At 65.0% G+C, this 25,740-nt stretch carries 22 protein-coding genes; 13 read left to right on the top strand and 9 right to left on the bottom strand.

Annotated elements, in window-relative coordinates; genetic code table 11:
* Window positions 1-238 precede the first annotated feature (238 nt).
* On the bottom strand, window positions 239-1,177 hold the full coding sequence (locus ABEA50_RS06660; RefSeq protein WP_345494149.1) for a hypothetical protein: 939 nt from the start codon (window positions 1,175-1,177) through the stop codon (window positions 239-241).
* Between the two features lie 768 nt (window positions 1,178-1,945).
* On the opposite strand from ABEA50_RS06660, the gene ABEA50_RS06655 reads away from it, so the two are divergent.
* The 6 genes from ABEA50_RS06655 to ABEA50_RS06630 are packed head-to-tail and all read left to right on the top strand — an operon-like array spanning window position 1,946 to window position 9,809.
* Window positions 1,946-2,923 carry an ABC transporter permease gene (locus ABEA50_RS06655; protein WP_345494148.1) on the top strand — a complete coding sequence of 326 codons (978 nt, stop codon included), beginning with the start codon at window positions 1,946-1,948 and terminating at the stop codon, window positions 2,921-2,923.
* Window positions 2,920-3,864 (top strand): ABC transporter permease, encoded by a 945-nt coding sequence (locus ABEA50_RS06650; protein ID WP_345494147.1) that lies wholly within the window; start codon window positions 2,920-2,922, stop codon window positions 3,862-3,864. The genes ABEA50_RS06655 and ABEA50_RS06650 overlap by 4 nt, the downstream gene beginning before the upstream one ends.
* Window positions 3,861-5,759 (top strand): ABC transporter ATP-binding protein, encoded by a 1,899-nt coding sequence (locus ABEA50_RS06645; protein WP_345494146.1) that lies wholly within the window; start codon window positions 3,861-3,863, stop codon window positions 5,757-5,759. The genes ABEA50_RS06650 and ABEA50_RS06645 overlap by 4 nt, the downstream gene beginning before the upstream one ends.
* A 15-nt stretch (window positions 5,760-5,774) precedes the next feature.
* The gene (locus tag ABEA50_RS06640; RefSeq protein WP_345494145.1) at window positions 5,775-7,454 is read left to right on the top strand and encodes an ABC transporter family substrate-binding protein; all 1,680 of its coding nucleotides are present in this window, start codon (window positions 5,775-5,777) and stop codon (window positions 7,452-7,454) included.
* Window positions 7,455-7,488: 34 nt separating this feature from the next.
* Window positions 7,489-9,156, top strand: a complete 1,668-nt coding sequence (locus ABEA50_RS06635) for an ABC transporter family substrate-binding protein (RefSeq protein ID WP_345494144.1) — start codon at window positions 7,489-7,491, stop codon at window positions 9,154-9,156.
* Window positions 9,153-9,809, top strand: a complete 657-nt coding sequence (locus tag ABEA50_RS06630; protein ID WP_345494143.1) for a hypothetical protein — start codon at window positions 9,153-9,155, stop codon at window positions 9,807-9,809. The genes ABEA50_RS06635 and ABEA50_RS06630 overlap by 4 nt, the downstream gene beginning before the upstream one ends.
* 73 nt (window positions 9,810-9,882) lie before the next feature.
* Here ABEA50_RS06630 and ABEA50_RS06625 read toward each other — a convergent pair whose 3' ends face one another.
* Together ABEA50_RS06625 and ABEA50_RS06620 are read right to left on the bottom strand one after the other, a co-directional pair.
* The gene (locus ABEA50_RS06625; RefSeq protein WP_345494689.1) at window positions 9,883-10,497 is read right to left on the bottom strand and encodes a nucleotidyl transferase AbiEii/AbiGii toxin family protein; all 615 of its coding nucleotides are present in this window, start codon (window positions 10,495-10,497) and stop codon (window positions 9,883-9,885) included.
* A 47-nt stretch (window positions 10,498-10,544) separates the two neighbouring features.
* Window positions 10,545-11,072: a helix-turn-helix domain-containing protein gene (locus ABEA50_RS06620; RefSeq protein ID WP_345494142.1), complete on the bottom strand. Its 528-nt coding sequence runs from the start codon at window positions 11,070-11,072 to the stop codon at window positions 10,545-10,547.
* 112 nt (window positions 11,073-11,184) lie between these two features.
* On the opposite strand from ABEA50_RS06620, the gene ABEA50_RS30900 reads away from it, so the two are divergent.
* Window positions 11,185-11,466: a helix-turn-helix domain-containing protein gene (locus ABEA50_RS30900; RefSeq protein WP_425577537.1), complete on the top strand. Its 282-nt coding sequence runs from the start codon at window positions 11,185-11,187 to the stop codon at window positions 11,464-11,466.
* Between the two features lie 2 nt (window positions 11,467-11,468).
* On the opposite strand, the gene ABEA50_RS06615 is transcribed toward ABEA50_RS30900, so the two are convergent.
* Window positions 11,469-11,678 (bottom strand): DUF397 domain-containing protein, encoded by a 210-nt coding sequence (locus tag ABEA50_RS06615; protein ID WP_345494141.1) that lies wholly within the window; start codon window positions 11,676-11,678, stop codon window positions 11,469-11,471.
* Window positions 11,668-12,636, bottom strand: coding sequence for a helix-turn-helix domain-containing protein (locus ABEA50_RS06610; protein WP_345494140.1), 969 nt, complete (start codon window positions 12,634-12,636; stop codon window positions 11,668-11,670). Before ABEA50_RS06610 ends, ABEA50_RS06615 begins: the two co-directional genes overlap by 11 nt.
* Window positions 12,637-13,066: 430 nt before the next feature.
* Here ABEA50_RS06610 and ABEA50_RS06605 point away from each other — a divergent pair, with 430 nt between their 5' ends.
* The 3 genes from ABEA50_RS06605 (at window position 13,067) to ABEA50_RS06595 (ending at window position 17,379) form a co-directional block, all read left to right on the top strand.
* Window positions 13,067-13,324 carry a hypothetical protein gene (locus ABEA50_RS06605; protein ID WP_345494138.1) on the top strand — a complete coding sequence of 86 codons (258 nt, stop codon included), beginning with the start codon at window positions 13,067-13,069 and terminating at the stop codon, window positions 13,322-13,324.
* Window positions 13,325-13,868: 544 nt separating this feature from the next.
* On the top strand, window positions 13,869-14,330 hold the full coding sequence (locus tag ABEA50_RS06600) for a PPOX class F420-dependent oxidoreductase (RefSeq protein WP_345494137.1): 462 nt from the start codon (window positions 13,869-13,871) through the stop codon (window positions 14,328-14,330).
* A gap of 811 nt (window positions 14,331-15,141) precedes the next feature.
* On the top strand, window positions 15,142-17,379 hold the full coding sequence (locus ABEA50_RS06595; RefSeq protein WP_345494136.1) for a heavy metal translocating P-type ATPase: 2,238 nt from the start codon (window positions 15,142-15,144) through the stop codon (window positions 17,377-17,379).
* 85 nt (window positions 17,380-17,464) lie between these two features.
* On the opposite strand, the gene ABEA50_RS06590 is transcribed toward ABEA50_RS06595, so the two are convergent.
* Window positions 17,465-18,313, bottom strand: coding sequence for an NAD(P)H-binding protein (locus ABEA50_RS06590; protein WP_345494134.1), 849 nt, complete (start codon window positions 18,311-18,313; stop codon window positions 17,465-17,467).
* Window positions 18,314-18,397: 84 nt separating this feature from the next.
* Here ABEA50_RS06590 and ABEA50_RS06585 point away from each other — a divergent pair, with 84 nt between their 5' ends.
* A complete protein-coding gene (locus ABEA50_RS06585) occupies window positions 18,398-19,234 on the top strand; it encodes an AraC family transcriptional regulator (RefSeq protein WP_345494133.1) in 837 nt (278 codons plus the stop codon).
* 30 nt (window positions 19,235-19,264) lie between these two features.
* Here the strand turns inward: ABEA50_RS06585 and ABEA50_RS06580 are convergent, their stop codons facing one another.
* Together ABEA50_RS06580 and ABEA50_RS06575 are read right to left on the bottom strand one after the other, a co-directional pair.
* A complete protein-coding gene (locus tag ABEA50_RS06580) occupies window positions 19,265-20,041 on the bottom strand; it encodes a lysophospholipid acyltransferase family protein (protein ID WP_345494132.1) in 777 nt (258 codons plus the stop codon).
* 75 nt (window positions 20,042-20,116) lie between these two features.
* The gene (locus ABEA50_RS06575) at window positions 20,117-20,926 is read right to left on the bottom strand and encodes a lysophospholipid acyltransferase family protein (protein ID WP_345494131.1); all 810 of its coding nucleotides are present in this window, start codon (window positions 20,924-20,926) and stop codon (window positions 20,117-20,119) included.
* Between the two features lie 124 nt (window positions 20,927-21,050).
* Here ABEA50_RS06575 and ABEA50_RS06570 point away from each other — a divergent pair, with 124 nt between their 5' ends.
* Together ABEA50_RS06570 and ABEA50_RS06565 are read left to right on the top strand one after the other, a co-directional pair.
* The gene (locus ABEA50_RS06570; protein WP_345494130.1) at window positions 21,051-22,055 is read left to right on the top strand and encodes a hypothetical protein; all 1,005 of its coding nucleotides are present in this window, start codon (window positions 21,051-21,053) and stop codon (window positions 22,053-22,055) included.
* A 55-nt stretch (window positions 22,056-22,110) separates the two neighbouring features.
* A complete protein-coding gene (locus ABEA50_RS06565) occupies window positions 22,111-23,670 on the top strand; it encodes a Rieske 2Fe-2S domain-containing protein (protein WP_345494129.1) in 1,560 nt (519 codons plus the stop codon).
* A 323-nt stretch (window positions 23,671-23,993) separates the two neighbouring features.
* On the opposite strand, the gene ABEA50_RS06560 is transcribed toward ABEA50_RS06565, so the two are convergent.
* Window positions 23,994-25,490, bottom strand: coding sequence for an MFS transporter (locus ABEA50_RS06560; RefSeq protein ID WP_345494128.1), 1,497 nt, complete (start codon window positions 25,488-25,490; stop codon window positions 23,994-23,996).
* Window positions 25,491-25,740 lie beyond the last annotated feature (250 nt).

Below are 25,740 nucleotides of genomic sequence, written 5' to 3'. Positions count from 1 at the left end.
TCATCCCGGCGACGTGCCCTTCGATTACGCCGCGGTGCGCGAAAGGTCGCACGGGACTGGCGGAGTGCGGCGGGTCGAGGCTGGGCGGCCGTGTCTGATCGCGTTGCCAGCATGGATACCGAAGGCCAGTTCAGCGAGTACGCGACGGAGTGTGTGCAGCAGTGGAGAGGTCATATATCGATGCTCGCCCGCGCACCCTCGCCGCAACAGGGGCAGTAATGACGGCGTTCGTCAAGATTCAGCCATTCTCTGGTGGGCGCCGCCACACGGTCTGATCCGTGGGTCCGACCTGGCCGCCGTCGCCGAGGTTCGGCGCTTTCGACAGCAGGCCATTCGTCCCGTTCGGCGGGCCGGAGGAGCTCGATCCCGGCGTGGCGATCACAGTTTCGGGTGCGACAGGTGGCTGGTTCCAGTTCGGCTGCGGCGCCGACGGTTCCGGGGTGGCGGGCCACGGTGCGCCCTGCTGCGCGAAGCCTGGCCGCACTGGTTGCCCCGGCTGCTGCCCGGCACCGGGTTGCGGTGGTGACCCCGCCACGCCCCATTGCTGTTGCGGTCCCGCCACACCCCATTGCGACGGCGCTTGTTGCGCTCCCGGCGGCGGGTACCCCTGCGGCTGCGGATATCCGGACGGGCCCGGATATGGCTGACCGCCCAACTCGGGCCGATAGCTCAACCATCGCGAGGTCGAGGAAAGCAGCACCAGAATGAGCGTGGCGATCGGGAAGACCAGGACTACCCCGCTGATGATTCCCCCGGCGAGTAGACCGACCCCGGACAGACTGTCCGCGACCATTTGGGACAACGCGAACGAGACGAGCGCCGCCACGATTACGAGCAGGCACCCGACGACGATTAGTGTCCGACCGAGCGCCTTTTTGTTGAACAACGCGATCGCTCCCCACCCCAGCAGAATGCCCGCCACTATGGCGACCACTCCGGTGACGAGGACGAAGAGCGTGTACCAATTGCCGCCGATCTCAGCGGACTCGGATCCGAGCAGCGCGCCGAGGCCGACCGCCAAGACCACGTTCACGACGCCGCCGAGCAACTCCGCCACCGCACCGATACTCGCGAGCACCCCCGCGGTGATCGCCGTCCCACCACCCGGAGCACCTTGCGCCCCACCCGAATACACCGGATACGGCTGATACCCACCCGAATACTGCGAATAACTCATGATCCCCTCCCTCATCTCCCCGACCCCACCCGAGTACGCCGGTAGCGCAAGGATAGGGGACATATCGCCCAGAGGAGCAAGCGTGTGCACCGATGGTCATTCTGTTCCGTCACGCGAAGCGCCATCGGCCGGCTTTCGCGGCGGTCCAACACCCGACTACCAGGTGCTTGAATTCGCAGCAAGCTGCTCGGGACGGACAACCGACCGTCACCGTGGGTTCGAATGCCTCGACGGCAACCCGTGATCCACCCACAGACGAGGCCCCATCGCTGAGGACAATTCGCGCTCGCCGACCTGACACGAGCCACGAGGCCGGCCATGGCACCACCCGCCACATGTGCTCCGCCCACCGCTGTCCGCCGAACAGTACGATCGCGAACGGCTGTAACCCACGGTCGCCGAACGCGCTCGACCCAGGTGTGAAGATTTCGGCAATATCGGTAGTGCGGGCAGATGACGCGATGACCGCGCTGCGCGAAGCTTCTGCGCGACCGCGCGCCGACAATCGCTCGCACCGCTGTACCGTCACCCGGTAAGCCTTGCGCCCCAAGCGAATACGATTGATGCTGCGGCGGACGGGCCACCTGGATGGTACGGACGGTTCACCGTCACTCCCCGAAGGCTCCCCCGACGCCAGCCACGTCGACCGATGCCGTAAGGATAGGGGACATGCCGAACACCCACGTGGTGAGCACGTTCCCCGGTACGTCCTTATGATCGTGGGCTAACAACCCGCGCTGGCCCGCCAGCCGAAAGACCAGAGGACTGATGACCGGCTTCCTGCTACGACGCGCGCTCAATTATGTCGTGCTGTTGCTGCTGGCGTCGTTCCTGACCTTCAGCCTGGCGTCGTTGACGTTTCGGCCGTTGGACAGTCTGGAACAACGCAATCCGCGCCCACCGCAATCGGTGATCGACGCCAAAGCTGAGCAGTTGCACCTGAACGAGCCGATCCCGCAGCGCTACCTCACCTGGGTCAGCGGTGTCGCGCACGGCGATTTCGGGACGACGCTGGCCGGGCAACCGGTGAGCGAAGAGCTGCCGCGACGGGTGGCGGTGAGCCTGCGGCTGTTGGTCATCGGCTCGGTGGTCGGCACGGTGCTCGGTGTGTTGATCGGCGCGGCGGGTGCGATCAGGCAGTACAAGTTCAGTGACTATTTCACGACGGTGATCTCGCTACTCGTACTCAGTACGCCGGTGTTCCTGCTCGCGACCCTCCTGAAATACGGTGCGCTGGAGATCAATTCGCTCACCGGATCACAGGTATTCCTCTATACCGGGGAAACCTCGGCCAACGCGATCCAGGGTTTCGGTCCACAACTGCTCGACCGGATACAGCACCTGATCCTGCCGACAGCGGGCCTCGCGCTCGGTGCCATGGCCAGCTACAGCCGCTACCAACGCAACGCCATGCTCGACGTGTTGCAGAGCGACTTCATCCGCACCGCGCGCGCCAAGGGCCTCACCCGCGGCAAGGCGCTCTACAAGCACGGATTGCGCACCGCGCTGATCCCCATGGCCACCCTGTTCGCCTACAGCCTCGGCGGATTGATCACCGGCGCGACCTTCACCGAGAAGATCTTCGGCTGGCACGGCGTCGGTGAATGGTTGGTGGACTCGATCAACGCCCAGGACATCTACGTGACGGTCACCGTGACGGTATTCGCCGGTGTGGTGGTGCTGGTTTCGGGTCTGCTGTCCGACATCGTCTACGCGATCCTCGACCCCAGGGTGCGTGTGGGATGACCGAAGCCGAGATCATCGTCCAGGGCGCACCCGAGGTCGCGTCGTCGGGGCGCCGCGCGCTGGTGTGGCGCAGGTTCCTGCGCAATAAGCCCGCCGTGGTCGGCGGACTGATCCTGATCCTGCTGTTCGTCGGCAGTTTCGCACTGCCACCACTGCTGCCCTACGACTATCAGCAACTCGATTACACCGCGCTGATGAAACCGCCGAGCGGCAAACACCCCTTCGGCACCACACAGATCGGCCAGGACGTACTGGCTCAAACCCTGCGCGGCCTGCAGAAGTCGCTGCTGATCGGTCTTTTCGTCGCCCTGATCACCACCGTGATCGCCGCGACAGCCGGTTCGGTGGCCGGTTTGCTCGGCGGCTGGACCGACCGGGCGATCATGTGGCTGGTCGACCTGCTGCTGGTGGTGCCGAGCTTCATCATCATCGCGATCTTCGCGCCGAGAACGAAGGGCAGCGGCTCGATCGTCCTGCTCATCCTGTTGCTCAGCGGATTCAGCTGGATGATCAGCGCGCGCATCGTGCGCGGACTCACCCTGAGCCTGCGCGAACGCGAATTCGTCAAGGCCGCACGGTATATGGGCGCACCGACCAGGACCGTGATCGTCAGTCATATCGTGCCGAATATCGCCTCGATCCTGATCATCGACACCACGCTGAATATCGGCGCGGCGATCATGGCCGAAACCGGGTTGAGCTTCCTCGGTTTCGGTGTGCAGCCGCCGGATGTTTCGCTGGGTTCGCTGATCGCGGTCGGCACCAAATCGGCGCTGACCTACCCGTGGTTGTTCCTGTTCGCCGGTGGTTTGTTGATCCTCACGGTGCTGTCGGCGAACCTGGTCGGCGACGGTCTGCGTGACGCGTTCGACCCGAGTTCCGCGCGGGCGCGCTCGAAGAAGAAAAAGCAGGTCGCGAAGACGAAGAAGGCTCAGGCATGACCGGCGCATCCAAGAAGTCGGCGGCCACCACCGCGGCCGCCACCGCCGACAACAACTCCACCGCTCCCCTGCTCGAGATCACCGATCTGCGTGTCTCCTTTCCCAGCGAGGAGGGCAGGGTCGAGGCGGTGCGGGGCGTGAATTACCACGTCGCCGATGGTGAGGTGCTTGCCGTTGTCGGTGAATCCGGTTCGGGTAAGTCGGTTTCGGCGCTCGCGGTGATGGGTTTGCTGCCCGAACAAGCGCGCGTCAACGGCTCGATCCGATTGCGCGGGCGCGAACTGCTCGGCCTCGGCGATCGGGAGTTGTCCAAGCTGCGCGGCAGTTCGGTGAGCATGGTCTTCCAGGACCCGCTTTCAGCACTCACCCCGGTGTACCGGGTGGGCGATCAGATCGCCGAAGCCCTGCTCGCGCACGGCAAGATGGGGAAATCCGAGGCCGCCGCGCGTGCGGTGGAACTGCTGGATCTGGTCGGTATCCCCGAACCGGCCGTGCGCGCCAAGGCTTTTCCGCACGAGTTCTCCGGCGGCATGCGCCAACGTGTGGTGATCGCCATGGCGATCGCCAACGATCCCGCGCTGATCATCTGCGACGAACCGACTACCGCGCTGGACGTCACGGTGCAGAAGCAGATCCTGAACCTGCTGCGCAAGGCGCGCGACATCACCGGCGCCGGGGTCATCATGATCACCCACGACATGGGTATCGCCGCGACGTTGGCCGACCGGATCGCGGTGATGTACGCGGGAAAGATTGTCGAAACCGCGCGTGCCACCGAACTTTTCACTACGCCGAGAATGCCTTACACGGTGGGTCTGCTCGGATCGATTCCCCGGATGGACGGCCCGGCCCGTGCCCCGCTGATCCCGATCGTCGGCGCGCCACCCGCCATGCACGCCCTGCCACCCGGCTGCTCCTTCGCGCCGCGCTGCCCGATCGCGATCGAGGAATGCCAGGTCGCCGAACCGCCATTGGAGCCGACCGGACCCAAGCACTCGGCCGCCTGCATTCGCACCGAGGAGAAAGGGTCCTCGGACCTTTTCGAGGCTTATCGGCAGGAGATCACCGAGCCCGAGGAGGTCGCCTCGGCGTCGTCCTCGGAGGTGGTACTGCGTGTCGCGGACCTGGTGAAGGTATTCCCGATCACCTCGGGCGTGGTGTTCCAACGCCGAAAAGGCGAGGTCCGCGCCGTCGACGGCATCAGCTTCGAAGTGCGCAAGGGCCGCACACTGGCCTTGGTCGGCGAATCCGGCTCCGGTAAATCCACCACCCTCACCGAGATTCTCGACCTGGCCAAACCACAGTCCGGCGTCATCGAAATCCTTGGCACCGACGTCACCGCCATGTCCAAGGCGGACAAGCGCGAGGTCCGCCGCAAGATTCAGATCGTCTTCCAGGACCCCACTGCCGCACTCGACCCGCGCCTGCCCGTCTTCGACGTGCTCGGCGAACCGATGCGCATCGACGGGCTCCCCCGGGCCGAAATCGCCGCGCGGGTACCGCGATTGCTCGAACTCGTCGGCCTGCGACCCGAACACGCCGAACGCTATCCCGCCGACTTCTCCGGCGGCCAGAAACAGCGCATCAGCATCGCCCGCGCCCTGGCGCTGGACCCGGAGCTGCTGGTCTTGGACGAACCGGTGTCCTCGCTGGATGTTTCCATCCAGGCCGGTGTGCTGAACCTGTTGCGCGACTTGCAGGCCGAACGTGGACTCTCCTACCTGTTCGTCTCCCACGACCTGTCGGTGGTGCGCAACCTCGCCCACGACATCGCAGTGATGTACCACGGAAAAATCGTCGAATCCGGTAGCGCGGAACAGATTTTCACCGATCCACAACACGAGTACACCCGAGCACTGATCGATGCGGTACCCGTGCCAGTGGTCAGCCGATAGTAAGGGAGCAACGCGATGCGACGATCCAGTCGAGCCACCCGGTGGGCCATTCCGGTGACGGCGCTGTGTCTGATCGTCGCGGGGTGCGGCGCCGATGACAGTGAGTCCGCACAGGGTGTGAGCAACGCGTTGGGCACCACCAGCGATATCAACCCGAAGAATCCGGACGAACTGCGCGACGGTGGAAACCTGCGCCTGGCGACCACCTCGTTCCCCGCCAACTGGAACACGCTGTCCAACGACGGCAACGACGGCGAGATCGCCGATATCGAACGCCCGCTGATGCCACGCTCGTTCACCGTCGACGCGGCGGGCCAGCTGAGCGTGAATCACGACTACTTCACCGATGTCCAGCTCACCGGCACCGAGCCGCAACAGGTCACCTACACGATCAACCCGAAGGCCGTGTGGTCCGACGGCACCCCGATCACCTGGGAAGACATCCGCTCCCAAGCCAAAGCGCTCGACGGTACCGACAAGCGCTATCTGATCGCCATCACCAGCGGCTTCGACCGGGTCGAGAGGGTCGAACGCGGCGTAGACGACAAACAGGCCGTGATCACCTTCAAGCAGCACTACGCGGAATGGCGCGGCCAGTTCGCCGGGAACAGCTCACTGTTCCCCAAGTCGGTGACCGACACCCCCGAAGCGTTCAACGCCAGCCTCGTCGACCACATGGGTCCGACCGCGGGGCCGTTCCAGGTGCAATCCACCGATCGCGGCCAGGGCCGAATCACCCTGAACCGCAACCCGAAATGGTGGGGCGCGACGCCGAAACTCGACACCATCACCTACAGCGTGCTCGACCGCTCGGCGTGGACCGGCGCGCTACAGAACAACGAACTCGACGCGATCCTGCTCAGCACCATCGATGACGTGAAGACCGTCCGAGGCACCGAAGGGCTCACCATTCGTCGCGCGCCGGGTAACCGTTGGCGCCACATCACCTTCAACGGCGCACCTGGCTCCATCCTGTCGGACCCGAAACTGCGCGTCGCCATTTCGAAGGCCATCGATCGGCAAGGCATCGCGACCGCCACCCAGAACGGCCTGGTCGAGCAGCCGAAACCACTCAACAGCCACGTCTACCTCGAAGGACAAGAGGGCTACCAGGACAACGCGCCCGCCTTCGACCTCGACGGCGCCGCACAGGAACTCGACGCCCTCGGCTGGAAACTCAACGGCGACGTGCGCGAAAAGGACGGCCGCGAACTCGAGATCCGCGACGTGATGTACAACGACCCGACCTGGGTACAGATCGCGCAGATCGTGCAACAGAACCTCGCCCAGATCGGCGTGAAACTCACCATCGACACCAAGCCGGGCGCGGGCTACTTCACCGACGTGATCCAGCCGGGTGATTTCGACCTCGCCCAATTCGTCTTCCAAGGCGACGCCTCCCCGCTGAGCAGCCTCCCGCAGACCTACGCCTACAACCCCGACGACCTCCAGAACAACTTCGGCCGCATCGGCTCTCCCGAACTCAACGACCTCATCAACCGCACCCTCTCGGAGCTCGATCCGAAAAAGGCCACCGAACTGGCCAACGAGGTCGACCGAAAAGTGTTCGAAGAAGGGCATTCCCTGCCGCTGACCCAGTCGGAAGGGAACTATGGCTTGCGCGCCGACCTCGCGAACTACGGGTCGCCGGGGTTGGCGTCCTACGACTACACCAAGATCGGCTTCGTCAAATGACGATCGGGCCGCACCGCTACTGGAAGGACCCGCGATGAGAGTTCATTCGCTCGGCGCACGATTCGCGATACCGTGCGTCGCCATCGGGCTGATTCTGTCCGGCTGCGCCGACAATGCCACCGGGCCTGTCGGGTCCAGCGACATCGGCTCCGTCAACGACATCAATCCGCATGATCCGAGTGAGTTGCGTGACGGTGGGAACCTGCGGTTGACGGTGTCGGCGTTCCCGGAGACGTTCAACGTGCTGCACATCGACTCCAACGCGGACGTGAGTGACGTCATCGAACCGATGATGCCGTCCGCTTTCCTCAGTGATGCCGCAGGCGAATTGAGCGTCAATCACAACTACTTCACCGATATTCAACTGACGAATACCAGCCCGCAGCAGATCACCTACACGATCAATCCGAAGGCGGTCTGGTCCGATGGTAGCCCGATCACCTGGGAGGACCTTCGTTCGGAGGCTGCGGCGCTGAGCGGGAAAGATCCCCGCTTCCTGGTCGGCTCCACCGCCGGTTTCGAGCGTGTCGGCAAGGTCGAACGGGGTGTGGACGACAAGCAGGCGATCGTCACCCTCGACAAGCCCTACGCCGAATGGAAGGGTTTCTTCAGCCCGCTCTACCAGAAGGAGACAACCGCTACCCCCGAGGCGTTCAACGATCTCGACCGCAACGAACTGAAACTGAGCTCGGGGCCGTTCATTCTTCAAGATATCGACCGAGCCCAGAACCGAATCGTGCTGGGGCGCAACCCGAAGTGGTGGGGCGACACACCGAAACTGGACACCATTACGTTCAGCGTGCTGGACAATGCGGCGGTCCTGCCCGCTATCCAGAACAATGAGCTCGACGTCGCGTACATGTCCGGGCTGGAGAACGTCACCGGGGCGCGCAATACCCCAGGTGTCGAGATTCGTCGGACTCCGGAACCGACGTGGTCGCACTTGACGTTCAACGGCGCACCCGGCTCGATCCTGGAAGATCCGCAGCTGCGCATCGCGATCTCGAAGGCGATCGACCGGCAGGGCATCGTCACCGCCGGGCAGAACGGGATCGTGGACAACCCGAAGCCGCTGAACAACCACGTTTTCGTCGCGGGGCAGAAGGGCTACCAGGACAACGCGCAGCCCATCGCGTTCGATCCCGCCGAGGCGGAGCGGATGCTGGATTCGCTCGGCTGGAAGCTCAACGGCGACGTGCGCGAGAAGGACGGCCGCCAACTGGTGCTGCGCGATGTGATGTACCAGCAGGATCAGTGGGTGCAGACCGCGCAGATCGCCCAGCAGAATCTCGCGCAGGTCGGCGTGAAACTCGAAATCCAAACCATTCCCGGCCAGGGCCTTTTCACGAACGTGATCGATCCCGGGAACTTCGATATCGCCCAGTTCAGTTGGGTCGGTAGCTCGATTCCATTGCCCGGATTGGCGCAGATCTACGCATACAACCCGGACAACCTCCAGGGCAACAAGGCGCGCATCGGCTCGCCGGAACTGAACGCGCTGATCGAGCGCACCCTCTCCGAACTCGACCCGCAGAAGGCGATCGACCTCGCGAACCAGTGCGATCGAATGATCTGGGAAGAGGGCTATTCGATTCCGTTGCACCAGGCTTCGAGTACCTACGGCGCGCGCGCCGAGGTCGCCAACTTCGGCGCCTTCGGGCTCGCCGACCCTGATTTCACGAAAGTCGGCTTCCTGAAGTGAGTTCCGGATCAGGCCACCCGTTGGCCTATCCGATCAGCGTGACGATCGGCGCCCTGGCGGTCTGTGCCGCCTTGGCGCCGTTCGGCACTCTGGATCAGGTCGCCGCGCTCGGCGCGGTGGCGCTGGCGATTGTCGGCTACACGGGTTATCGGTTCGCCGTGGCGTTCAGCTTTGTGTCTCTTCGCGGTGCGGGGACCGCAGGGACTGTGCGGGTTGCCCGGGTCCGGCAGCAGCATCGGCTCACCAGCCGGTCGTGGTTGGAGTTCGGCGAGGGCCGCCGAACTCGTTGGCTGCCGGTGTATTTCGATCCGGCACTGCTCACCCTGACCGAGGGCACCGCAGAGGTGACCGACCGCGCCGTCGTCATCGACGGTCGGCGGCTCTACCCGTCCGGGCGGCTGCGCGAGCAGGAACCGATCGGCCGCCTCATCGACAACCCGTCCCGCCCCGCCTGCGGCCCACACCTACTCGCCGCAGTACACCTGCGCCGCCGTTTGCTCCTGGACGCCCAATCCACCGTCGCCGCCCCCTTCGCCGCCCTGCTCTGGGTATACATCGACGGCGGCGGTTTCCCCGCGTTCATCGCCGCAACCTGCGTAGCCGCAGCAGCCACGATCTGGCTGTCCGCCATCAAGGGCTCCGACCCCAGCTGAACGCTTCCGCGCGGCATCCGCGGTACCGCCATCCCGCGACCGGGCGCACTTCATGTCGCGCCCCGCGGTGATGTCAGGGATGGTCTTGGTCGATCTGAGTCGCCCATTGGCCAAAAAAGGTGCGCATCTCAGGTAAAGCGGAGTCCGGCAGGGGGATCTCATCGTCGGTGAACCTATCGAGGGTCGCAATCATCTCGGCCAGCACAGCATGGTCGAATCCCATATCTTGCTCAGCAGCTTGGGCGAGTAGTGCTTCGGTGCCGAAGCGCTGGGCGAGTACATAAACGTCCGCGAAGTCGCGAGCTTCTGCTCGACCGAATAGTGCCAACAACTTGCGACCGGCCAACTCCAACGGTGCGAGCGTGGGACCCAGGATCGTCATTGTCGGTGGGGTTACCGGCGGAGAGTCGACGGCGAGGTCGATGAGAACCTCCTCGACCCGGCCGGTGACTATCAGGCGACAGAATGAAGAGTGATCGCGTATCACTGTGACCTGCCAACCGTGTCTGCCAGCGGTTTCCAGCAGAGCTTCCTTCGCCATGGTTACCGATTTGGTCGGTTCATGGGTGAATAGATCGAGGTCTTCGGTGGGGCGAGCGATCAGTCCGGCGGCGAGGAGTGCGGCACCTCCCGACACGACGAACCCCTTCGATTTCTTCGACTGGAAGAATGCCTGCGCTACTTCGATCTAGAATTCCGTCAGTTCCACGCCTTCGAGTGGATGCCTGTCGTTTGTCACGCCACGCTCCGGCCGGGATCACCGATTTCATGGACAGTCTGTTCCCAGGCTGCTCGTACCGGGTGGGGAAGTACGAGTTCGTTCCAAATGTCCACCAGCAGAACACCATCGATATACGTGAGAATGTCGGATGGGGTGCCCTCACGGAGCACGATCTCGTATACTCGCGCGCGCTGACGTCGATCTCGGAGATTGTAGCGACGACCTCTGTCGGACCAGTTCAGATGCAGGGGGAGTTCGATCGTTGCCAAGGCCTTGTCCAGGGGAAGACGAGGAAGGACAGCGGGAGTCATGATCGGCTGGCCACGCGTATTACCTGATTCGGTGAACTCGATTTTCGGCGTGAGCGCGAGCTCGAAACCTGCCTCACCCACGATCCGGGCCACGGTGTCCAGCGTCGGCGACTTCTGGCCGTGTTCGTAGGCGGACAGCGTGGGCTGAGACGTTCCGGCCGCCTCAGCCAGTTCAGCCTGAGACAGGCTTGCCGCCGCACGGGCCTGACGGAGAAGATGCTCCACTGCCATGAGGAAAGTATATCCTTTCGGATATTAATCTCAATCTGTTAGGTGATCAGCTTCTATTGGTGGCAACAGACCGTTACTCAACCTCACCAGTGCCAGCCATGTTCAGAACGCGATGCGGCTGACGCAGGCGCGTCGCCGCCTGTTGAACGACCTGATCCGCATTCGGGTCAGTCAGCGGATCAGCCAAGCGCAGGTGGCTCGTGCACTCGGGATCAACCGTTCCGGGATCAGTCGCTTCGAGTCGGACATCGAGGGAAGCAAGAGACCACTTGAGAGGCTGGTTGTTCGCACACGAACGTGCCTGCACCACAGTCCGTCCGGGTGTCGGCGCTTGCCCGGTGACGACCCGGAGAGGAGACCGCCTCGAACCGCTGAGCGGCGAGGCGGCTCGTAACCCTATGCGGGGCGGCTGAACTCGCCGTCGGTCGCGCCGCCGAGGAAGGCGTCCCACTCGTCGGGGGTGAACACGAGGGCGGGGCCGGTGGGGTTTTTCGAGTCACGGACACCTACGTGACCGTCGTCTAGGTGGGCGACTTCAACGCACTCATGGCCCCCGGCGCTACGCATGCTCTTGAACCACTTCGCGCCGGTCAAGTCAACGTTCACGGTTGCACTCCCTTGCTATCTGCCTGATGAAGCTCTTGGCATCGGCCCCTTTCAACGCTACATCGTGCAGTGCCGCATGGGCATTCCGGTAGCGCGCAACAATCCCCGGACGCTCGTGGTACATGGCCGTATCCAGCGACTCGACGTAGACCACGGGCGGCTCCTCCAACGGAAATTCCAGGACGATAAACGGAGGAAGGCTTATTCCTAAAGGATGTCCGAGCTTCTGTGGAACTACCTGGATCTGAACATTCGTTGGCGCATCGACCAAATATGTCAGTTGTTTGCTCATCGTCCGAGGCCCCCCGACTTCCCGTCGCAAGGCAGCCTCGTCGATGATCAGGTCGACCATTAGTGGACTTCGGCGGCGACGAATGAGCGCCTGCCGTTGGCGTATGAGTTGGACACGGCGAGCCACATGATCCGCCGACTCCGTCTTGTTGTACAACTGTCCGAGAACCGCAGTGTATTCAGGGGTTTGAAGAATTCCCGGAACCATATCCGGGCGATACATTGTCAACTTCTTGGCGTAGATCTCCAGTCCCACATAAATATTGAAGGTCTCGGGTATGAGGTCGCCGTATTCAGGCCACCACACATCGCCAGATTCTGGCTGCTCAGCGAGGCCGATCAATGTCTCTATCATCTCGGGATGGTCGTAGAGGTGACACATGGCCTCGATGTCGTGCCGCCGGATGCGGTTCGCCGCACCGGTCTCCAGGCGTTGGACCGTTCCGGCACCTCGCTCGATGTCTCTAGCTACTTGCTGAATACTCAGACCAACCTCGTTGCGCATATCGCGCAAGTACCGCCCCAGCTGGCGGCGCGGCAGTGTGATGGGTGGACGATCCACGAAAACCCCCTCTTTTTGGATGGCATTGAACCGGATTTTCAGATCTTTCGGCAATTCGGGCGTGAAAACCAGTGTGGGGCAGGCGCAGAAAGTTTGCTGGACCATTGGGTGAATCGATTCGGATGGCCCACGTTCGGTGGAAATTCCTGCGGCGCACGTGTTTCAGTCACAGCAGTCACCAGGGGCCGGGCCAGCCCGCCGGATCGGGAACAGTCGCAGCACGACAAGGGAGTGCGTAGCAGCGATTGGTGAAACTACACCCCGGTTCCTGGTGGCGCCAAAACCCGAAACCGCAACCGCCGAGGTCGATCCCATGGTCGAGAGCTACGTGTACGAATGCGCATTGTGCGCCGGTCCCGCGATACATCCGCGCAGCCCGAGGAGGTCAGCGCGCGATGCCTGATCGTCCGGCCGCACCGATGACCGAAACACAAGCGCGGGCACTACTTCGCCGAGTTTCCAACACCGACGCCGAAACAATGCGCCGTGTGGCGGATGCCCTTCGAGCGCCTACCGAATCAGAAGGACGAGTCACATGAGAGAACGGGAGTGGGATCACCCGCTGCGGCCTGGGCAGGCAACGGTGCCGCTGTCTCGATGCGGGCAGTGGGTGACCGACCTGTCCGGTCATGTGACGAAAGTTCGCTGCCCCGACCGGGACTGCCTCAACCTGGCACCACTGGAGAACTCGTGTATCGGCGCGCATCCCCGCGATATCGGCGGCAGGTGTCCGTGGACCGGTGTGCGCGTGGTCGATGATCGCGCCGATAAGTCGGAGGTGCGCGCGTTTTGACACCGAGAACCTTCCGCGAAACATCCGCCGAGTCACCGCATCCCGCCGAACCCGACGTGCACCTGCACGTCGACGTCCACGGTGTGCACCTGGATTACGCAGCGTGTCGGTCGGCCGCGAGAGCCTTTGTGTTGGAGCATATTTCGCGCCAGTACCTCAGTTGCGTGGCGATCTCGGCTATCGACACTCGCGGGCTGCCCCGCCTCCCCTGCGAACGCCTGTACGTGGAGCACCGATGGCATGGCTGATCGGCGAGGGATGTCGCGACACCCATATCCTCGGACTGCTGGATCAACAGTGGTGCGAGGGCATCCTGTATATCCACCGCAATTGCGATCCGCCGTGTCCACGATCCGAGGTCGCCGCACGATGGTTGGAAAGGCGGCGAACAGACGGGTGACCGCGTCATCGGCCGCGCCCCACAACGCTCCGTAGCCAAGCACTGCCAGTGACATCGCGGAGGGCACGCGCCCGCACCGAACTGAACCCGCATGCGGACTAGGTTCGGTACCGACGAGCAACCATCCACCCCGAGAGGATCGCCATGCCCCGCATCGCCACCGCCGACAAGGTCGAGTTGTCCGAGCTGTTGGAGTTCTTGCGTCCGCGTCATCGGGCCGTGCTGATCACCACCCGCGCCGACGGGTCGCCGCAGTCGTCCCCGGTCACCTGCGGCGTCGACCCCGAGGGGCACATCGTCATCGCGACCTACCCTGCCCGCGCGAAGACCCGCAATGCCCGCCGCGACCCGAAGGTGTCGCTGTGCGTGCTATCCGACGAGTGGGACGGCCCGTACGTGCAGGTCGACGGGCAGGCCGAGGTACTAGACATGCCCGAGGCCGCGGACGGCCTGGTCGAATACTTCCGCTGCATCTCCGGCGAACACCCCGACTGGGCCGAATATCGCGAGGCCATGGCCAAGCAGAACAAGTCACTGATCCGCGTCCACATCCACCAGTGGGGCCCCATCGCCACCGGCGGCTTCCCCCCAGAATCCACGAAATAGCTCAGACTCTCCCCTCTCCGCCGTAGTCCCGGCAAGCGAACGCACCGAGATAGGAGGTGAGCCCTGCCGCCAAGGCACAAACCGCCCACGACTAGGCAGCAAAACAAGGACGCGCCATCTCGCTTGCACCCGCTCGAAGCGCCCGCGAGCGCAGTGCCGTAGTAACCACTGCACGCCTTCGACCGAAGAAGGGCATGGACGCATTAGACGCCGCAACCCGCGCTTCAACAACGGAAGCGTGCCCGCCGCCGTTGCAAAGAGTTACCCCAAGCCTACGAAACTGCTTGTCGCGGTGCGCGACTCAGGACTAACACCCCTCCCCGGGGACACACCCAGCCACCGACCCGCCCCCCTGAGCCGAGACTCCCCACCTCGACACCGAAACTCACCCACCAGACCATCCCAACCCCCCACCGAGTTTCATGATCAACAGGACGCAATGGCGGCGCCCCCCGCACATTGTCCGCCGTGATGTCCTGTTCATCATTCGCTGCCGAGGCGCGGGCTGCCGATTTGGGGGGATTGTCCGTTGTGTGCGTCTTGTTGATCTTGGGGGGCTTGGGTGGCGGAGCGAGCGGTGGGAGTGCGGGGGCGGGGTACGGGGGTTGTTGGGGAGAACCGTGCCAGGGTTGGCACCACTGTGGGCGGCAGGGGCTGGGGGCGGGCCGTGAGGCGGCATCTGTTCGATTCGGTCGACGGCCATCCTTGGATTAATACCGTAGGGGGGTATGGTTGTGTCAGGTGTGGCGGTGTGGGCCGCTGATCACGGACCTAGGGTGGGGGCCTGGGTCGCCGAGGAACGGAGCTGACGATGACCATGACGACGCGGCCGGTGGTTGCCGGGCAGGTCGAATTGGCGATCGAGGGGATGACCTGCGCGTCCTGTGCCAATCGCATCGAGAAGAAGTTGAACAAGCTCGACGGAGTTACCGCGTCGGTGAACTACGCGACGGAGAAGGCGCGCGTCGAAGTGCGTGGGGACGTGTCGCCGGATCAACTGGTCGCGACGGTGGAGCAGGCCGGTTACAGTGCGCGACTGCCCGTCGACGACGCCGAGACGGCCGACGAAGCCGAGCCGAGCGACCCGGCCGACGAACTGCGCAACCGACTGCTGATCTCACTGGTACTCAGCGTGCCGGTGATCGCGATGGCGATGATCCCGGCACTGCAATTCACCAACTGGCAGTGGCTGTCGTTGACCTTGGCCGCGCCGGTGGTGGTGTGGGGCGCGCTGCCATTCCACCGCGCCGCGTTGACCAACCTGCGCCACGGCGCGGCGACCATGGACACGCTGATCTCGATGGGCACGCTCGCGGCGTTCGGCTGGTCGTTGTACGCGCTGTTCTGGGGAAGCGCGGGGACGCCGGGCATGACGCACCCCTTCGAATTCACCATCTCCCGCATGGACGGCTCGGGCAATATCTACCTCGAGGCGGCGGCGGGTGTCACCACGTTCATCCTGGCCGGACGGTATTTCGAGGCACGCGCCAAACGCCAGGCGGGTGCGGCGCTGCGTGCGCTGCTCGAACTCGGAGCCAAGGAAGTTTCGGTACTGCGCGGGGGCCACGAACAGCGGATTCCGGTGCGGCAGTTGGTGGTCGGTGACCGTTTCGTGGTGCGACCCGGTGAGAAGATCGCCACCGACGGCGTGGTGGTCGAGGGTTCCTCGGCCGTGGACGCCTCGATGCTCACCGGCGAATCGGTGCCGGTGGAGGTGGCCGCCGACGATCAGGTGATCGGTGCGACGGTGAACGTCGGCGGACGCGTCGTGGTGCGCGCCACCAGGATCGGCGCCGATACTCAGCTCGCGCAAATGGCCAGGATGGTCGAGGACGCGCAGACCGGGAAGGCGCGTGCGCAACGCTTGGCCGACCGGATCTCGGGGATCTTCGTGCCCATCGTGCTCGCGCTCGCGGTGGCGACACTCGGATTCTGGCTCGGCGCCGAGGATTCCGTCGCCGTGGCCTTCACTGCCGCCGTGGCGGTGCTGATCATCGCCTGCCCCTGTGCGCTCGGATTGGCCACGCCGACGGCGTTGTTGGTCGGCACCGGGCGCGGCGCACAGCTCGGTGTGCTGATCAAGGGCCCCGAGGTGCTGGAATCGACGCGGCGAGTCGACACCGTGGTGCTCGACAAGACCGGCACGATCACCACGGGAAAGATGACGCTGCTCGATACCGTCGCCGCCGACGGCGAAGATCCCGACCAGGTCTTGGAATTCGCACGCGCACTGGAGCATTCGTCCGAGCATCCGATCGCCGCGGCGATCACCAAGGGCGGTACCGACTTCCGGCCGGTAGTGGACTTCGCGAATATCGCTGGCCTCGGTGTACGCGGTGTGCTCGACGACCATGCGGTGCTCGTCGGACGACCCCGACTGCTCGCCGAACACGCACAGCCGCTGGACGCCGCGCTCGACCGAGCGGCGCGCACCGCCGAATCCGAGGGCAAGACCGTGGTGGCGGTGGGTTGGGACGGTAAGGCACGCGGCCTGCTCGTGGTCGCCGACACGGTGAAAGCCAGTTCCGCCGAGGCGATCACCCAGCTCCGCGGTCTCGGCCTCACCCCGATCATGCTGACCGGCGACAATGCCGCCGCGGCCCGCACCATCGCTGATCAGGTCGGTATCGATGAGGTGATCGCGGAGGTCCTGCCGCAAGACAAGCTCGCCACGATCGAGCGCCTGCAAGCCGAAGGCCGGGTGGTGGCGATGGTCGGCGACGGCGTCAACGACGCCGCCGCACTGGCCCGCGCCGACCTCGGCCTCGCCATGGGCACCGGCACCGATGTCGCCATCGAGGCCAGCGACCTCACCCTGGTCCGCGGCGATCTACGTGCCGCGGTGGACGCGATCCGCCTGTCCCGCAAAACCCTCAGCACCATCAAGGGCAACCTCTTCTGGGCCTTCGCCTACAACGTCGCCACCATCCCGCTCGCCATGGCGGGCCTGCTCAACCCCATGCTCGCAGGCGCGGCCATGGCGTTCTCGTCGGTCTTCGTGGTCACCAACAGCCTCCGTCTTCGCGGATTCCGCAGTACCACCGGCTAATTCGACAGCCGCTCGCGGAACGCGAATCGCACGCGACCCTCCGCATCGGAGTCGGTACCGACCGCCACGATCGCTCCTGGCGAAGTTACGAGGTGCGGAATGTCGACAGATGATCGGTGACCCACTCGGCGTAGGTCCTGGCGCGTCGGCCAAGGACGGTAGGGACGTCTTCGGTGAGGACCGCGTTGCCGCCGTTGCGGATGTGGGCATTGCCGCCCAGCGCGCCTTCGGCGAACTTCGGTGACATGCCGGAGGCGAGCATTCGCGCACGCATGACGGCTTCCGGCACCTCGGCGACCTCGACGGCATGACCGAGCGCCGAAGCCAGGATGTCGGCCAGCTCCGGCGTGCCGAGAAGTTCCGGTCCGGTGAGGGTGTAGGTGCGGCCAGCATGGTCGGCGGTGAGCAGTGCCTCGACCGCGACGGCCGCGATGTCGTGCGGATCGATGACGCCCTGCTTGCCGGAACCGGTCGTATTCGGCACCGGCCGGCCGGCGCGAATCGCTTCGGCCCAGGCCAGGGTGTTGGAGGCGAACGAGCTCGGCCGCAGGATGGTCCCGCCGTTGTCGCGGGTCGCCTGCTCACCAGGAATATGCCATTCGCTGACCGGCCCCACTTCCGGATCCCCGGTTCCGATCGCCGACAGTTTCACGATCCGGTCGACACCGGCCGCGCGCGCGGTGTTGATCAACACCGGGTCACCCTCGACGTACTCGGGTCCCAGCTGTCCGACGAGGAAGGCCGCGTGCACACCGGACAGGGCGGCGACGATCGAGTCGCGGTCGTCGTAGTCTCCCCGAACGACCTCGACGCCCTCCGGCAGCCGCGCCCGCTCGGGGTTTCGGCTCACGGCCCGCACGTGCTCGCCACGCTGAACCAACTGTCGAACGACTGCACTTCCGACGGTGCCCGTCGCACCGGTAACAAGAATCATGGCTACGACGGTGCGCCGTTTCTGCCTGCGACTATAGGAAATATCGGCACACAGCCACGCGGGAAATCGCCCTAGAGTGGAACGGTGACCACAACGTCGCTGGCAACCCCGCTGCTGACCGTGGACCTGGTCGAACAACGGATCCCCGTGCCCGAATCGCTGCGGCAATGGTTCACCGAGGCCGGACAGATCCCGATCGCCCGCGACCGATCCGTCCCGCTGGCGCACATCCCGCAGGCCGCGACCACGATCGCGCTGCGCACCGAATACGGCCGCCCGCGTGCGGCATTGGTGATCGGACCGCAGACGAGGGCGACGTATCCGGCAGCAGACAAGCCGGTGGGTGCGCTCCGGCTCCGCGTGGCTCCCGGCGCGGTACGTTCCTTACTCGGTATCTCGGCCCTCGCACTGACCGATCGCGCCATTCGGCTCGCCGACCTACCGGGACCGCTCGGCCGGGCAGCCCCCGAATTGCTCACCCTGCCCACCGACAAGGCGCTCGACTACCTGGCAGACCAGCTACCTCGGCTGATTCGTGAACAACCGACCCAACGCACGCACCGGGAACTGCTGACTACCGCCGTCGCCGCGCTCACCGGCACTCCGCTGGGCAAGAGCGTGCACGAGCTGGCCGTTGAGCTCGCCGTCAGCGAACGTCAGCTGCGTAATCTGTTCAGCACGGGAATCGGTGTCTCCCCCAAGCATTTCGCGCGCATCGATCGCATTCGCCGCGTCGTTACCGGTGTCGGCACTACGCCATGGGCGCAATTGGCCACCGCGACCGGCTATTTCGATCAATCCCACATGACCTCGGACTTCCGCACCCTGATGGGTGTCGCGCCAACGTCGTATCTGCGCGGCGCGGTCCCTCCGCCGAACCCGTGCATGCCGCTGAGCCGACCGATACGGCTCGTCGAATAGCGGTGCCTCGGACAGGAATCGGCGAGACCGTCAGCCCCGAGCTCTCCGTGCTCGGTCGGCTTCGCGGGCTTCCCGCGCGGCCTTGCGCCGGGCCAGTTCCTCACGATCCAGAATCGCGGCCTGCACCGGGGTCGGTGCGGTCCCACCGAGCCGCGCGGGAACCCACGCCGCACCCCGTGGCATCGGGTAATCGCGCTGCGCCTCGGCGAGGAGCTCGATCATGCTCGCGCGCGTGGTCGCGGACAGCTCATCGGTATCGTCGACCGGTGAAATGGGTGCGCCGATCCGGATATTGATCGGGTACCGGTGCCGACCGAGTCGCTTCGGGATGTCCTTGGTCCACACGCGATGCGCGCCCCAGATGGCTACCGGGATGATCGGTACGTCGGCCTCGATCGCCATCCGCGCCGCACCCGACTTGAACTCCTTGATCTCGAAGCTCCGACTGATCGTGGCCTCCGGATACACCACGACCAGTTCCCCGGAACGCAGCGAATCGACTGCCTTGCCATAGGATTCGGCGCCCGCGCCGCGGTCGACGCCGATCGCCTTGCAGTGCTTCATCAGAAAGCCGACGATGCCGTGCTCCAACTCGGCCTTCATCATGTATCGCACATTGCGGCCCGACCGACGTCCGATCAGCCCGACCTCCATGAAGTCGAAGTAGGCGGTGTGGTTCACGGCGAGCACCGCGGGTCCGACACGGGGGATGTGTTCCTGACCCGTGATGTCGATCCGCAATCCCTGCGCGAAGAAAACGGTGCGCACCAATCCGGTGAGTACGTCGTAAACCGGTTCCCGCGCCATCGAATTCTCCCAGCCGTGCCTTTGTCTGAGTGCCGTCTTTGTCTCAGCGCCGTCTTGTCTCGGGGCCGTCTTGTCTCACGGCTTTGTCGGATCGCCCGCAGTGTCGTCGTCGCCGGTGGTCACGGCGTTACCCGTCGCGCTCAGGCGGGCAGCCTTGGCCGCCGCCTTCTCCTTCGCCTCGGCGACGTCCATCGCATCCGCCTCCGCCAGCGTCGGAGCACCACCACCGAGCCGGGCGGGGACCCAGTAGGCGCCGGACTCGTGCACGTAATCGCGTTGCAGATCTTCCAACAGCTCCTGCATCGTCGAACGCAGGCGAGCGGTCAGGTCCGCGGCCGACCCGTCGGGGCTGATCGGCTCGCCGACCGCCAGCGAGATCGGAGTGTTGGTACGACCGAGCCGCTTCGGGAACCCCTTGGTCCACACCCGCTGCGCACCCCAGATGACGATCGGGATGATCGGCACCTCGGCCTCGATCGCCATCCGCGCCGCACCCGACTTGAACTCCTTGATCTCGAAGCTACGACTGATCGTCGCCTCCGGGTAGACACCCACCAACTCACCGTCGCGCAGGTACCGCACGGCGGCCTTGTAGGAGTCCGCGCCCGCGGACCTGTCGACCGGAATGTGCTTGAGCGCGCGCATGATCGGGCCGGAGATCTTGTTGTCGAAGACTTCGCGCTTGGCCATGAACCGGATGTACCGTTTAGGCGTGCGCACCGGTATTCCGGCATAGGTGAAGTCCATGTAGCCCGTGTGGTTGACCGCGAGCACGGCACCACCCCGCGCGGGGATGTGTTCAGCGCCCTTGACGGTGAACTTCAGACCTTCGACGAAGAAGACGGTACGGGCAAGCCCGATGATCGTGCGGTAGACGGGTTCCACAATTCCGCTAGCGTAGTCGCAGATCGTCCTCGGCGGCGCGGCACCGCCCCGCGCACACGCAAGACCGGACACAGGACCGCGATCACGGTTCACCACCAAGCCTCGAGAGAAGGGGATCGTCGACGTGCAACGCGCCCGACAGCCGCGGGAAAACCACCGGAACGCCGCGCGGGATCACGATCGGGACCGAACGCATCGAGAAGGTCGCCCGCCGCGCGCACACCTGCTGCGGGACTGGACCATTCGGGCGATTCCCGCGCGGAGTCGGCGTCGTGCTTTCCGCGTCGCACTCGGTGGGCTCGCGCTCGCCAGCACGGTGCTCACCAGTGGATGCGACTCCGTCTCCGGCGTCCCCGACGCCAACTCCACCCCCGCACACAGCGACGAACACACCACGACCGAACGCGCGGTGAGCAAGATCGTCGCGCCGCAACCCGTCGAGCCCGCCCTACCGCCGGTGTCCGCCGACGCCCCACCGGTCGGCGCCGTGCCCGGCCTGCCCGAGGCCGCACCCGCGCTGCAGCGCTGGGCCACGGACCTGACCACCGGCTCGAGCACCGACCTGCAAGCGAAATGCTGGGACATCGCACCGCAGAACGTCACGGACATGTACGCCGACGAGGAGGTCGTCCTCGCCGCGCTCGCCCAACCCGGCGTGGTGAGCGAGAACACCGTCACCTGGCGCAGCGCCACCACGACGGTCACGGCCGAGCGCAGCGCCGTCGACACCGGATACGCGTGCCCGCGCGTGGCGACTGCGGGCGCCGAGGTCGCCTACAACGACGCCGACGCCAGGCACACCGTGCGCCGCTACCTGTCCAGGCTGATCGGCAAGCCGCTCGACCCCTCGGACACCGAAATCCTGCACCCACTGGTGTGCAAGGCCACCCCCGTCGCGTGGGACCCCACCGGCACCGGACAACCCACCCCACCGCCGCTGGCCACCAACCCCGGCGTGCTGACCGGGACCACCGCCTTCGCCGACCAGCAGATCCGCTCCGCGTGGTTGCGCGCCGACTACATGTCGGTCGACGTGCCGGTGACCAACGCCGCAGGTATCCAGCAAAATCGGACATTCACGGTCACCGCCGACACCGAGGGCTACTGCATCGGTGCGGTCACCGCGTAAGCCAGGCAACCCACTACCCTGAATGGCTGGTAACACCACCCGGAGGAGCAAACTCGTGCAGATCACCAGCGTCGGACATGCCGGATTCCACATCCGCACCGCGGCCGGGACGATCCTTTGCGACCCCTGGGTGAACCCTGCCTACTTCGCGTCGTGGTTCCCTTTTCCCGACAACACCCAGCTCAACTGGGACGAGCTCGGCAACTGCGACTTCCTGTATGTCTCGCACCTGCACCGCGACCACTTCGACGCCGAGCACCTGCGCAACTACGTCAACAAGGACGCCACCGTGCTCCTGCCGGACTACCCGGTGCCTGACCTGCGCAAGGAGCTGCAGAAGCTGGGTTTCAGCAACTTCTTCGAGACCGAGGACTCGGTCAAGCACACCGTCAGCGGGCCGGGCGGCGAGCTGGAAGTGATGATCGTCGCGCTGCGTGCGCCCGCCGACGGGCCGATCGGCGACTCCGGCCTCGTCGTGTCCGACGGCACGACCACCTGTTTCAACATGAACGACGCGCGCCCGGTGGACATGGACGTACTGCACGAGCAGTTCGGCCATATCGACATCCACCTGCTGCAGTACTCGGGCGCCATCTGGTACCCGATGGTCTACGACATTCCCAAGCGCACCAAGGCGAACTTCGGTAAGCAGAAGCGTCAGCGTGGCATGGACCGGGCCCGCAGCTACATCGAGCAGGTCGGCGCGACCTGGGTGGTTCCTTCGGCGGGTCCGCCGGTGTTCCTCGACGACGAGTTGCGCTACCTCAACGACGACCGCGGTGACGAGGGCAACATCTTCCCTGATCAGAAGGTGTTCCTGGAACAGATGAGCATCCACGGCAACCCCGGAGGGATCATGATGATCCCCGGCTCCGTCGCGGACGTGCGCGGCGCCGAACTGAGCCTCACCCATCTGACCGATCCCGCGGAGATCTACGACAACAAGGCCGAATACATCGAGCGGATGGCGCAACGCTTCGCGCCGAAACTCGCGGCCGAGAAGGCCTCGTGGGCACGGGTGACCGAAGACCATCTCGCGGGCGACGACGAGTCGCTGCTCGAGCAGTTGCGACTGCTGTTCGAGCCGATCATGGCCCAAAGCGACCTGATCTGCGACGGCATCGGCTACCCGCTCGGGCTCGTACTCGGCGAGGAGACCGTGGTGTTGGACTTCCCCAAGCGCACCGTGCGCGCACCGATCGAGGGAGAAGGCAAGTACCGCTACGGCTTTCGGATCGCGCCCGAGTTGGTGCGCACCGTACTGCGCGACGATGAACCGGACTGGGTGAACACGATCTTCCTGTCCACCCGCTTCCAGGCGTGGCGCGTCGGCGGCTACAACGAGTTCCTGTACACGTTCTTCAAGTGCCTGTCCGACGAGCGCATCGCCTATGCCGACGGCTGGTTCTCCGAGGCACACGACGACACCGCCTCCACCGAACTCGAAGGCTGGGAGATTCAGCGACGCTGCCCGCACCTCAAGGCGGACTTGACGAAATTCGGTGTGGTCGAAGGCAATACGCTCACCTGCAATCTGCACGGCTGGCAGTGGGACCTGGAATCCGGCCGCTGCAAGACCTCCAAGGGGCATGAGCTGCGCTCGCGCAAGCTGTGAGCTGACCCACCGTGCTGCCCGACCCGGCCAGCGCCGCGCCGTGGAGTGATACCGCGGCGGGGTCATCGGCCGCCGACAGTCGACGCGTCGAGTTCGATCACCCGACGTAAGCGGCCCGTCGGTGGACCTTTGAGGTAGCCCAACGCGGCGACCCTGTCGCCACGTTGGGCTTCGATCACCCTGGCGTAAGCCCTGTGTCAGTGCTCGCGAATACGGCGCCGAAACCGTGATCTGTCCACCGGTGACATGCGAGGACGCGAACGACACATCGCTCATGGCCCCGGTCGCCGAACGTGTCCGCCCAGAACAGGACCGCACGTGACCTAGCTCGGCGCGACACGCGGAGGCAACCACGATCTACCGAAAATAGCGATGACCGGCAGCGATAGCGCGAGTACCGCCACGACCACCGGCATGGGCCACCAGGTGCCGACCACGGCGACGAACCCGAACACCGCCAACGCGAATACCTCGCCGAGCAGGCCGGACACCGAAAGCACCGTCGCGCGGGCCGGGCCCTCGATCGTGTCTTGCAGCCGCGCTTGGGCGACCACACCGGCGTTGTAGACCAGCCCGTACGCGGCGCCGATGGCCACGAAACCGAGGCCCGCCAAGGCGTATACGGCATGCGGATTGCCCGCAGCCGTCCCCGCGACCAGCGAACCAACCAGCATCAGCGCACCGCCACCACCGACCATCGCCGCCATCGTGCGCCCCGACATGCCCTCGGTGCGGCCGGCAAGCAGCGATCCGACAAACGACCCGAACACCGTCACACCGACCAGCAACGGGACCAGCACCGTCGCGACACCCACCGATTCCGCGAGCAGACCGAAGTACTCGTCGAACGCGGTGATCCCGGACAGCAGCGCGGCCAGCAGCACGCCGTTGCGCACGGCACGAATTCGAATCGACTCCGCCACACCGGTTCTCAACATGCGCAGGTATCGGGCGAACGGACGCCGAGCTGATCGGCGCATTCCGGCGGCGAGCGATTCGGTCGCTGTGTTTCGGTCCGCGTAGTGGATGTGCTCTTGCCGAGCCGCGAACTCGCGGCACCGTCCGACGGCGGATCCACCGTCTTCGAGTGCGCCGTCGTCGGAGCAACCTCGATCGGTTTCCGACACCCCGGCGCCGGACCCGCGATCAGGTGACGCGGCGACCTCCCCTACTCGATCTGCCGCCGCGGGACTCCGCACCGCCTCGGCCGTGCCGGACTCCTCGGCCACCGGCTGCTCGTCCACCAACTCCTCGAGCGCATCGACGTCGAGCGCCGACACTGCCTTCGCGGCACTGGGCAACGACATCGCCGCGAGCGTGTGCAGCACCCCGAATCCCACGCTCACCCACCCGACCAGGGCGTATCCACCCAACAGATACAGCGGCGTGCCGAGCAGGATACCGAGGAAGACAGCCGCCTCCGCGGCGGCACGGGTGTGACCGAGCACGCGCGGATAGGCCGTAGCCACCGCGACTGCCGGCTTCGCACACAACTCGTCGTACAGCAGAGCCTCGAAGGTGCCCGACAGCAGCGCACCCGAAATACCCCACAGCACGAATCCCACGGCGAAACCGAGGTAGCTCGGCGCCACCGTCCACAAGGCGAAACCGCTGGTAGAAAGCAGACCACCGAGCACAAGGAGTCCGCGCCGCGACACCGTATCGGCCCACGCACCCGAAGGAACCTCCAGCAGGAACGCCGTGCACGACCAGAGGGCGAACAGGGAGGAAATCTGCCCCGTACTCAGCCCATGATCGGCGAAGAGCAGGGCATACAAACCGTAGAGCGGGACGAGATCGCCCAATCCCTTGAACAGCACCGCACGCACCGTGAGCGCGCGTGGCGACAGGGGTCCGACGCGGCCCGAGCGGCGACGCAGGAATCAACAGGCATAGATGAGCAAACTCATGCCCCAAGGATTATCGTGCCCGCCCCGGTCGTCAAGAGAATTTCGCCGCCGACCCCGAGACCATGCCCCGCGGAAAGTGCGTCCCGCATGGGCGATGATCGCGGGCGTGCGCTCGGGCAAGCCGAATCGACCGGCAGCATTTGCCTCGTCCGCCACCTGC

Source organism: Nocardia callitridis (genome assembly GCF_039543305.1).
GTDB classification, from domain to species: Bacteria; Actinomycetota; Actinomycetes; order Mycobacteriales; family Mycobacteriaceae; genus Nocardia; species Nocardia callitridis.
The sequence above is the reverse complement of the archived record's forward strand: the minus strand, read 5'-3'. Positions and strand labels throughout refer to the sequence as shown.